12 protein-coding genes are annotated in these 10,966 nt (G+C 38.3%); 3 read left to right on the top strand and 9 right to left on the bottom strand.

Features of this window, described 5'->3' with window-relative positions; genetic code table 11:
* The first annotated feature begins 233 nt into the window (after positions 1-233).
* Positions 234-1,298 (top strand): PLP-dependent cysteine synthase family protein, encoded by a 1,065-nt coding sequence (locus AB4128_RS14490; RefSeq protein WP_372038133.1) that lies wholly within the window; start codon positions 234-236, stop codon positions 1,296-1,298.
* Between the two features lie 47 nt (positions 1,299-1,345).
* On the opposite strand, the gene queE is transcribed toward AB4128_RS14490, so the two are convergent.
* Positions 1,346-2,014: a 7-carboxy-7-deazaguanine synthase QueE gene (gene queE, locus AB4128_RS14485; protein WP_372038132.1), complete on the bottom strand. Its 669-nt coding sequence runs from the start codon at positions 2,012-2,014 to the stop codon at positions 1,346-1,348.
* Positions 2,015-2,195: 181 nt separating this feature from the next.
* Between queE and queC the strand changes: the two genes are divergently transcribed.
* A complete protein-coding gene (gene queC, locus AB4128_RS14480) occupies positions 2,196-2,885 on the top strand; it encodes a 7-cyano-7-deazaguanine synthase QueC (protein WP_372038131.1) in 690 nt (229 codons plus the stop codon).
* A 164-nt stretch (positions 2,886-3,049) separates the two neighbouring features.
* Entirely contained in the window at positions 3,050-3,685 is a 636-nt protein-coding gene (gene rrtA / locus AB4128_RS14475; RefSeq protein WP_372038130.1) for a rhombosortase, read from the top strand.
* A gap of 39 nt (positions 3,686-3,724) precedes the next feature.
* Here rrtA and AB4128_RS14470 read toward each other — a convergent pair whose 3' ends face one another.
* From AB4128_RS14470 to AB4128_RS14435, 8 genes are all read right to left on the bottom strand, one after another.
* Positions 3,725-5,098: a hypothetical protein gene (locus tag AB4128_RS14470; protein ID WP_211031157.1), complete on the bottom strand. Its 1,374-nt coding sequence runs from the start codon at positions 5,096-5,098 to the stop codon at positions 3,725-3,727.
* Positions 5,099-5,113: 15 nt separating this feature from the next.
* Positions 5,114-5,587: an SET domain-containing protein gene (locus AB4128_RS14465; RefSeq protein WP_372038129.1), complete on the bottom strand. Its 474-nt coding sequence runs from the start codon at positions 5,585-5,587 to the stop codon at positions 5,114-5,116.
* Positions 5,588-5,751: 164 nt separating this feature from the next.
* Positions 5,752-6,228, bottom strand: a complete 477-nt coding sequence (locus AB4128_RS14460) for a GNAT family N-acetyltransferase (RefSeq protein WP_372038128.1) — start codon at positions 6,226-6,228, stop codon at positions 5,752-5,754.
* Between the two features lie 94 nt (positions 6,229-6,322).
* Entirely contained in the window at positions 6,323-6,940 is a 618-nt protein-coding gene (locus AB4128_RS14455) for an FMN-binding negative transcriptional regulator (protein WP_282167606.1), read from the bottom strand.
* 40 nt (positions 6,941-6,980) lie between these two features.
* Positions 6,981-7,412 carry an NUDIX hydrolase gene (locus AB4128_RS14450; protein ID WP_282167605.1) on the bottom strand — a complete coding sequence of 144 codons (432 nt, stop codon included), beginning with the start codon at positions 7,410-7,412 and terminating at the stop codon, positions 6,981-6,983.
* Between the two features lie 99 nt (positions 7,413-7,511).
* A complete protein-coding gene (locus AB4128_RS14445; protein WP_119969534.1) occupies positions 7,512-8,891 on the bottom strand; it encodes a Na+/H+ antiporter NhaC family protein in 1,380 nt (459 codons plus the stop codon).
* A gap of 237 nt (positions 8,892-9,128) precedes the next feature.
* Positions 9,129-9,959: a 2-keto-4-pentenoate hydratase gene (locus AB4128_RS14440; RefSeq protein ID WP_372038127.1), complete on the bottom strand. Its 831-nt coding sequence runs from the start codon at positions 9,957-9,959 to the stop codon at positions 9,129-9,131.
* A gap of 202 nt (positions 9,960-10,161) precedes the next feature.
* Positions 10,162-10,893: a FadR/GntR family transcriptional regulator gene (locus AB4128_RS14435; RefSeq protein WP_372038126.1), complete on the bottom strand. Its 732-nt coding sequence runs from the start codon at positions 10,891-10,893 to the stop codon at positions 10,162-10,164.
* Between the last annotated feature and the right edge of the window lie 73 nt (positions 10,894-10,966).

Here is a 10,966-nt window from a genome sequence, read left to right as displayed (position 1 = left end):
GAATCCTTCTCCCTCCACCACTTCTTATCTTGTATATCTCGCTTCAAATATCTCCCATTATCTCTCTATTCAAGACTATTCTCTTTAAAGCAGTAAATATGTCGAACAAACTTTATTTATACCCGTTTGATGCGCCAATTAATGTTATTTAATCGATAAAGTGATCTGTATACCTTTTAGCATTGCCACTTTGAGTCTATGATGATTTTTTATTTGTTAATCGGGATCTCATCATGTCAAAGCAATGGGTAAATCAAGCAATCGCCAAAATTGAAGCAGATTTTCAGCGAAGTGCCGATACTCACCTTATCAAGCTCGATTTACCGCAGCTCTCCGGTATTGATATATACCTTAAAGACGAGAGTACCCATCCTACAGGCAGTTTAAAACATCGTTTAGCACGTTCACTCTTTTTATATGCGCTTTCAAACGGATGGGTAAACGAGAACACCACTATAATCGAATCTTCATCAGGCAGTACCGCCGTGTCCGAAGCCTATTTTTCAAGATTATTAGGCTTACCATTTATTGCCGTTATGCCATCTTCAACTGCAAAAACTAAGATTGAACAAATTGAGTTTTATGGTGGTCAGTGCCACTTTGTTGATCACAGCAGTAAAATTTATGCTGAATCTCAAAAGTTAGCCACTGAGCTTAATGGTCATTATATGGATCAGTTTACTTATGCAGAGCGAGCAACCGACTGGCGTGGCAACAATAATATTGCTGACTCTATATTTAACCAAATGCTGAAAGAGCCGCACCCTACTCCCGCTTGGATAGTCATGAGTCCTGGCACTGGCGGTACATCTGCAACCATAGGCCGTTACTTAAATTACCAACAATTACCAACACAGTTATGTGTGGTCGACCCTGAGAATTCGGTGTTTTACGATTATTACCACAAAAGAGATCTCACCATTACGTGTGAAAACGGCAGTAAAATTGAAGGGATTGGTAGACCAAGAGTCGAACCTTCTTTTATCGCTGGGGTTGTGGACGATATGAAAAAAATACCTGATGCAGCATCATTAGCAACAATGAATTGGCTAGCCAAACTGATTGGTCGCAAAGTAGGTCCGTCAACAGGAACTAACCTTTATGGCATTCTTCAGCTAGCTTGTGAAATGAAACAGCGCAATCAGCAAGGCTCGTTAGTCACCTTATTATGTGACTCTGGGGATCGGTATTTAGACACCTATTACAACCCTGAGTGGATAAGTAAAAACATCGGCGATACTGCATTTTTCGACCAGCAACTTACACAATTTAATCATAGTGGTTCGTTAAAACCTTAAGCAATTAGCCTCACCAATAAAAAACCGCTCAATGAGCGGTTTTTTATTTAATCAATATCTAAATATTTATGTGTTTGAATCGAAAGGCGCCAATTTCTAGCAATACATGTTTTCATCGCAAGTTCAGTCGCTCTAGGTTTTTGACTAATTGGCTGTAAACACACCACTTTATCTTGCGTATCAATATTTGCTAATAAGGCATCTAATTCATCAATGTGCTTTTGTGTTGCTATGGGATGCTTAATCTCATTCGCGCGTGTTAACGCCTGCTCAAGCACTTCATATCCGCCTTTCATGTTTACCTTAGGTGAAACCGTCACAAAGACCTTGTCGTGGCACAGCACTTCAAAAGTGCCACTAGTTTCAATCTGCACTGCATAACCTGCAGCAATAAACTCACTGGTTAAAACAGTGACATCGTACATACATGGTTCGCCGCCAGTCAGTACAATGTGCTTTGCGGTATATCCTTTGGTTTGAAAAGCTTGAATTAAACTACTGGCATCATGCTCGGCCCAACGTCCAATAGTGCCATCAACTTGAATTACATCAGCTTGGTTTACCTTGTTTTGAGCTAACACTTCCCAGGTCTGCTGAGTATCACACCAAGCACAACCCACAGGACAGCCTTGTAAACGGACAAAAATGGCAGGTACTCCGGTAAAGCTACCTTCACCTTGAATTGTTTCAAATACTTCGTTTACAGGATAATTCATTTGCAAGCCTTATTAATTTCAAGGGCGCATTTATAGATGATTTTGTTTCTAGCTGCAAGTTTTTGCCAACTTTATACTGGATAAGATAAAATGCACTTTTGTTATTAATAAACAGACAAACATGTGCATAGTAATGATGACTTTCGTCCATTACCTTATATTTGTCTTTCCGGTGATTTTAATGTCCAAAGCAATTGTAGTTTTTTCAGGTGGTCAAGACTCCACCACATGCCTTATTCAAGCCTTGACTCAATACGATGAAGTCCATGCCATTACCTTTGACTATGGTCAACGCCATAGAGAAGAAATCGACATTGCCCAAGCCCTTGCAAAAAAGCTTAAAGTAGCAAGCCATAAAGTCATGGATGTCAGTTTATTAAATGAATTAGCCATTTCTTCATTAACACGAGATGCAATTCCGGTTTCACATGAATTAATGGACAATGGCCTACCTAGTACCTTCGTTCCTGGTCGCAATATATTATTTCTAACATTAGCTGGGATTTATGCCTATCAATTAGGCTGCGATGCAATCATCACTGGGGTATGTGAAACTGATTTTTCAGGTTATCCAGATTGCAGAAATGATTTTGTCAAATCAATGCAACAAGCATTAGAGCTTGGTATGGACAAACCGCTCAATATTGTTACCCCCCTTATGTGGCTGAATAAAGCTGAAACATGGGCATTGGCCGATAAGTACCACTCACTCACTCTCGTTAAAGATGACACCTTAACCTGTTACAACGGCATTAAAGGCAGTGGTTGTGAAGATTGCCCAGCTTGTTTATTGAGACAAAGAGGTTTAGAGGATTACCTTAACAATCGTCAAAGCGTTATGGCTGATTTAGATCGTAAGTCAGCGCGTTAAAACGCGTGTCACTTTATCAAATCATTTACCAACAAATCGCTAGGTGATTTGAAACGTCAGCCATAAACCTCTATTGCCTGACTGTGTTTAACAGCATTTAGTTAAGCAAAGTGTTAACGATTCACTATAATAAACAATATTATAAGGTAAAACGGACTTTAAACATGGCAAGAAGAAGTCGTAACAGTGCAAGTGCCTATTACTTTGCAATTTTGGTCAGTATTACATGCTGTGTATTCTTTGTTTTGTCGATGAACCCATTGGGAACAATTGATGTCGATAATCTATTAAGTTATCGCTACGATAACATCGCTCAAGGTGAGTACTGGCGCATCATCACAGGTAATTTGTTACACACAAACTTGTGGCACTTATTAATGAACCTTGCAGGCTTTTGGGTTATTTTATTTTTACATGAATCTCATTACAAAGGCCATATAAGTCAGTTTGCTTCGTTGTTTATCAGTTTGTGTGTATTAGAAGGATTAGGTCTTTACTGGTTTTTTCCAGAGCTTAAAGGTTATGTCGGACTCAGCGGGTTATTACATGGCCTATTTACCTTTGGTGCCCTATTAGATATACGTAAAGGCTATAATTCAGGTTATTTATTATTGCTAGGTGTATTTGCCAAAGTGGGATACGAAATGTACTTTGGTGCCAGCGAAAGTGTCAGCGCTATTATCAATGCACGTGTCGCAACCGAATCTCATTTTATTGGCGTACTCAGTGGGTTATTTTGTGGCTTTATCTGGCTGCCATTAACGCGTTTTTTTAAACACCAAAAATTACAAAGCCAATAAAAAAAGGAGCAATTGCTCCTTTTTTCTTTTCTAAGATGATTAGTCTCGGCGCATATAAGCCAACATCATCAACAAAACCAATACTGCAATAAGGCCAAGTGGTAACCAAGTGTTGATTTGCAAAACGGTATCGACGTTGGAACCAGTATGAATACCTGTTGAGTTAATAAAGCGCTCTATTTTACTTAACCCTAGGTAATCACTCCAAATACTAATCAACCCCAAAATTTGGATACAGGAGATGATGAACAATATTTGATTTTGGCGACGATTAGATTGCTCTGCTTTACGAGCGTAAGCACGTTCTAAATAGTCTTTAAAAAAACTAACGTAAGTTTTAGCATGCTCTAGGCTGCTTTCGACATTCCATTTAGACTCAATTTTTTGATAAACATCTTCGTTGTCTGACTCAATTGCTAATTTGAAATTTTCGTTATTCATTCGTAGCAACTCAATCTTATTAATATATTCATCAATAACATTACGTTTTGAGTTAAGGGTTTTCTTCGAGTCATTTGCAAGAATATGACTATTTAGTTTATCTAAGACACGGCTATAAAAACTGACGTAATACCAAGTTGATTGAATATGATGCTGAATCGGCGCAAATCGGTAATATCGTCCTATATCTAACGTCATAATCGTATGAAAACGACTGAAAAAGGCATAATGTACACAATCATTATCGATAATTGTCGTATTATTACCTTTAACACGCTCAGCTTTAGCATTACAGGCTAAAAACTGCTGCTTCATTTGTTTATCTTGCGGGCTAGCTTCGACAAAGAAAGTGAAATTTCCTGAATTATTACCGATATAAGCTAATGGTCTGTGGCTACTTTTTAACGGAATATGGCTAATAGCCTGAATTCTTTTACACACTTCTAAACGTACTGCATTACCCCATTGACTGAGTGCGCTAGTGTCGTGCTCTTTTACTAATAAATTTCTCAGATTATTATAAAAATCAGCGCCTTGATTTTCTGCGAGCTCATCTGCTGTCAGCTCTGTTGATAATAGTTCAGCTGTTTTGTCATCAGGTAAGTTTAAGTGTATTTCAACAACCAAAACAAAGTTAAAAAATCGTTGATCGAAAACCAATTCATAGGTTGTATTTTCAAGATCAAGATACTCACTGATGTCATGCAAACCATTTACATGAAAGTCTGTAGACTGTAGATCTTGCTTTAATAAAAGATTTGAAACCTTGCTTTCTTCACTGCGATAAATACATTTAAAATTTGATAAATCACGATGTAATGCGTTGAATTGTTTAAGCCATTCAATTTTGAAATGGTTTCTATCAAATGTCCCAATTAACTTGCCAATACGGCTTTTCTTACTGATGAGTTGTTCATATTGCTCTGAATCAACCTCAATAGGCTGTACACACATAACGCGAATTTTCGGCATAACGATTTCTTATTATTATAAAAATTGTTTTTCTGGGTTAGTTAGATAGTCGTCAGAAAGTTGCTCTTTGCGATAATCAATTGTTAGTTCTTCACCAACTTGAATCTCTTTGATAGCCACTAGACGCATTGGGTGATACCTAATTTCAGTATTCGGCGTTCTTGAGTGGTTAATATAACTGTATTTAGTTCTGAAATTTCTAACTAACAAGGTTTCATTATTGAGGTAATTACATTCCATGAAAATGTAATTCGAATAAGGGGCAATGTCTTTTGCCATAAACGACTCGATTTTTTCATAGTCTGCAATTGATACCACTTGGCCATCAAATAAATAAAGAATTTGCTCATCTTTAATGGCATCTGTAGCAAACAAACCAAACCCATGTAATTCACTTGAGTGAATCATGGTCTTTGCGATCGTATCGAGCGTTGCTTTACGGACAAAATCTAAATCTTGTGTCTTATCAATTTGTTGAGAATTCGACATACCAAACCCAAAGTAATGTACAAAATAGTAAAATATTAAGTAATTACTTTAACTTATCATTGCTAGGTTGAAAATAAATAAACAGCTGAAAATGTCACAGAATGTGCAAATTGATTACTTTTATCTTGTTCGATATATGGATTATTACATCGTTTTAACGTCTTTTAGTCATCATTTTGAGAGCTTAGATAGATTGAAGGACGCCAAATTTGCATTAAGATCTCTGGATTTTCAATTGGGAGGAAACCAAACTGAGCATACAATCCGTGAGCATCACGTGTCGCTAGCATCATTCTTCGTAAACCGACAATTTCAGGATGAGTCATAATGTCATGGATTAACCATTTGCTTAATCCTTTACCTCGGTGTTGCTCAAGAATAAACACGTCAGCGAGATAGGCAAAAGAGGCTTTATCAGTAATAAGGCGGGCAAAACCAACTTGTTGATCATCCACGGTATACACAGCAAAACATAATGAATTAGCAATGGCTTTGGTCAGCACTTCAATTGGGATATCTTTCGCCCAGTAAGAATTGGAAATATACCCATAGACGACATTTATATCGATTTTAGTTTTATCCGTATCGATATAATACCCGTCTACCGGTTGAACAGACTCAAACTTATTATGCTGATTCACTGTCGCTCCCTACTGTGCGATTTACTGTATGTGCCTATAGACTACTGATTACTGGTGTTTCATGTTGATTTTTTAAATGGGCGGCTTACTCATGTTATTGGTAGTGCAGTTTGGTATATGCCAGTAACGCCTGATCGTCTAATCGACTTGATTCGCTTAGTCCAGCAAGCACTCCCTTTTGATCGGCCAGAGAACGATGCTGGCCTAATTTATTTTTGCCTTCAATTGAATCGATTTTTACTTTAAAGCCCACTATCGCTTTGGCTAGCTTCAATTTATAGTCAGGCGGTATAAAACCATCATGACCATGGGTTTCACTACTCAGTAAACTGGGTTCATATTTCGCAATAGTGTCGTTAAGTATAGACAAGGTTGTTTCATCGTCTGTCAATGTGACAGTCCCTTTTACATGTACAGCCGCATAATTCCATGTGGGTACAGCGGGACTGCTCTCATACCATGTTGGCGAGATATAGCCATGTGGGCCTGAAAAAACAGTTAAAACTGACTGCCCATCGGCTATCTTCCAGTGCTGATTAGCTCGAGCCATATGGCCATAGAGTGTGCCCAATTCACCTTCATCTGGTTTAAGTAATAAGGGTAAATGGGACGCAGTTAGATCCGCAGTTGTGATGACAGCAAAACCATAATCAGCAACAAACTTATGGAGGGATGTTAAATCATTAATTCTTAGATTTTTTGGAATATACAAAACAAACCCTTGTTTTAGTTGATGTCATTTTAAGTATTCATCAATAATCTATTTCGGCTAGATATCGTTTAAGTCGCTGCTGTAAAGAGTTAATAGCTTGTGGGTGATCTAGGTAATCTTCAATATCCATCAGCCTCCAATACTGGCCTTCATTTCCGAACCTAATCTTATCAAGCTGTTCATTATCAATATGAGCTACAAAAAAATAAGCGTTACCATTACCAGTTTGATTAATGTCGATTTGTTTATATACCAAACACGCTTTAGTTAAAACAAGTGAAAACTCTTCATTCAATTCACGAAGCACACACTCTTCAGCTGTTTCGTTCCCCTCACGCCCACCACCTGGAAAGTCCCAACAATTGGGATAAGGAATGGTTGCAAGGTTATCTCTTAAATACACGACCAACTGACGGCCTGAAATTAACGCCATTTTACAACCCGTAAACTTTTCAGTGTTCTTGTCATTCATTAGGCTGAACTCCAGATAATAAAAAACCAGTGACAAGCACTGGTTTTAACATCATTAGCCACGACAGATAAGTCGCGTCGACTTCATGTGGTCACATTATTACGCTATCACAATAAAACCTATCACGGTGATGCTTGCCGCAATCAAAGTGTATGGCAACTGAGTGATGGCATGGCTGACTAAGTTACACCCTGCACCTTGCGCTGCTAACACTGTAGAATCACTGTAAAAGCAAGCTTGACTCCCAAAGGATGATGCTGAAAGTAATGCACCGATCACTAACGGAATGTCCGCGCCGACTGCTTGAGCAAGCGGCATAACAATGGGAATCGATACGGCAAAAATCCCCCAGCTTGACCCCGTAGCAAAGGCTAATAATGCCATTGCAACAAACACGACTGCAGGTAAAAACTGTGCTGTCATGTAGGGACTTAAGCTCTCAATTACATATTGAGGTAACAGCAACTTATCGCATACATCTTTAAAAATAAATGCTGCTATCACTGTCCCAATTGCGGGTAACATACTTTTAAAGCCATCAATCATTTGCTCCATCATTTCAGCAAAAGGCATTAAACGCTGCACAGCATAATAAGGGATCGTAATTGTCATGGTCGCTAACAAACCAAGCCACACATCAATATCAAAATATACGGTAAAACCAACAAGCATCATAATCGGCACAAGGAAATTATGTAATTTTCCTTGATGATCAGCCGTTTTAAATTCATCTTCCATCGCCTTAACGGCATAGTCATTACTGGTTTGAATATCAGCTGACTCATCAACCGGTATCCCAATACCTTGCTTTGCTTTTAACTCAGCCTTTTTCATCGGACCAATAAGCGGCATCACCCCTAAAATGACTAAAGGAACCATAATCACAGCAACCCATGCATAAAGCATATATGGAATGGCTTGCATATAAACTGAGATTGCTTGCCCAGGTTCTGCTATACCGTTATCAACAAGTAAGCCGCCAAAAAACACAGCCCACGTCGATAAAGGGACGAGAACACAAATAGGTGCGGCTGTGGAATCGACAACATACGCCAACATTTCACGAGAAATACGAAATTTATCCGTCACTCGCTTCATGGTTTCACCCACAGTTAATGCATTAAGATAGTCATCAATAAAAATGGCAACACCTAAAACAAATGTCATCATTAATGATGATTTAGGGCCTTTAGCTACCTTCAGTGCATTTTTTCCAAATGCGAATGCCCCGCCCGTTCGAACGAGTAAAGCGATTAGCGCACCAAACGTGCCACATACTAAGATTAACCAACCAATGGTTTCATCAGCCATGACACTTAACGATATTTCCGAAAAATTATTTAATGCTTCAACAGGATCAAGCATTAACAAACCCACAACAGCACCTATTACTAACGCTAAAATAGGTCTTCTTAATACAATTGCTAATATCAAAACAACCACTGGCGGGATCAAACTGATCGCTGATGGCTCTGTCATGATTTTTTTCCTTGTTGGTAATGTAAGTCAAAAATGGAGATGCAAAATAATGTCGTTATGTCACTGAGTCAACATAATTTATACAATAATAGAAAATAAAATAAGAATTTTTGACAGAGAAATCAAATTAGATTCATTCAAGTAAACACCTCGACTGAAATGACGACATAAAAAAACTGAGTTATGGTAAAACCGACGAATAACTCAGTTTGTTTTTAATAAATTCCCGCCATATCCTTAGCCAGTAAAATTCACTGAAAATTGGCCTATCCCTTGGTAATTAATGTTAACAGGGCTATTCATCGCTACCTTTACAACACCACAATAGGAACCTGTAATAATAACTTGCCCAGCTCTCAATGAAATTCCTCTTGCTGTTAAGTGATTAACAAGCCAATAAAGTGGGTTCTGAGGTAACTCACATGGATGAACACCTGCAAAGACTTGCTCAGTTTTTTCTTGGCTAATATTAATGTCAATTTTTGCAGCTTTATAAGCAATAGATTTGTCAATAACTGGGCCTAAATACAAGCCTTGATTACTTAAGCCATCGGCTAAGCGTTCAAAATGATTGGCATCGTAGTCTTTAGAAAATCGTGGTTCAATTAATTCTAATGCTAAACGTGTTTCCCCTACTGCATCATCGATTTCATCATTACTGTATGTTTGACCTGCAGATAAATCATTTGCTAATACAAATGCAATTTCAGGTTCGATTAGGGCATAACCTTTTATTGATTTTATTGAACAATCTTGCTGCTCTGCGGCTAATTGGGATAATAATGGCGCAACGATCACATTCCCGTTTTGTTGTGGAATTAAGCATTTCCACCCAATATGCTCACTGGAGGTTTGAGCCATCATGATTTGTTGAATAGCAAACGCATCATCAAGTGTCTTAGGCGCATTGTTTCGTAAATCCGAAACAGGTATAGCTTGTTGTCGCTGCTTTAATAAATGCGTTGCGGCATCTAATTGAGATTGACTGTATTTTTGTTTGTCCTCGTTCATGTGCAAATCTTGATGTTCTTGCACATCGCCCTGGTTTGTTTGATTAAACTTGCTCACAATAATTCCTTTAATAACATCAATTGATTTTTAACTGATTGAGCAACACGTTGCCTCGATTCCTTATTAAACAAATTTAAACATATGATGTTTAGATAAACAATGTAAATATATTCACAAAGTTTTTAGTCAGCACAAAAAAAGCCCAACTATTGTTGGGCTTATGTTTTACAACTTAACAATGATTGCTAGTAAGAGAAACTTACTTCATTAACTGCGTCAGTCGTGCTTTAGCATCACTTAATAGTGTTTCAGTTAACGATTGCGCTAACTCACCATTACGGTTTTTAATGGCATCAAAGACTTCTTGGTGAAATGGAATTGAGCTTTTATTTTCTGCATCATTTTGGTTGGTGACTCGAATACTGACCAAAAGTGATGAAAAAATCACACACTCCATAGAAATAAATAATTCATTGTGAGATGCGCGTAGAATTGCGCCATGATAGTGGGCATCGGCAACGACAAAGCGATCAACATCATTGGTTGAAGAAGCCATCTCTTCAAGGGCAGCGGCTATTGCTTGAATATCTTCATCGGTCGCATTCATGGCCGCTAGCGATGCAGCTTTGGGCTCAAATGCGAGTCGAAACTCCATCAACTGAGTTAGGAACTCTGGATTCAGTGGTGCTGAAAGGTGCCAAGCCAGTACGTCATCGTCAAGTAAAGCCCAATGATTTCTCGCTTTAACTTTCGTACCAATACCACGGCGAACATCTAATAAGCCTTTACCTACCAGAATTTTAACGGCATCACGCACTACAACACGGCTAACTTTGAAGCGCTCAGCTAGCTTGTTTTCGTCATCAATTAACGTCCCAGGAGTATAGGTGCCGGCAACAATTCTACGACCCAGTTCTTTCGCCACTTGAACAGGTAAACTCGGTGACATCGAATTTGTTCGTCTTAAATCGTAGTATGTTAATTCACTCATGTAATTATATTGTCCATAAAAATAACTACATACTATTTATCTGATTTTAGGACAATAGACAACCGCCAGAGAC

Source organism: Shewanella sp. 10N.286.52.A9 (assembly GCF_041468985.1).
GTDB classification, from domain to species: Bacteria; Pseudomonadota; Gammaproteobacteria; order Enterobacterales; family Shewanellaceae; genus Shewanella; species Shewanella japonica.
The sequence above is the reverse complement of the archived record's forward strand: the minus strand, read 5'-3'. Positions and strand labels throughout refer to the sequence as shown.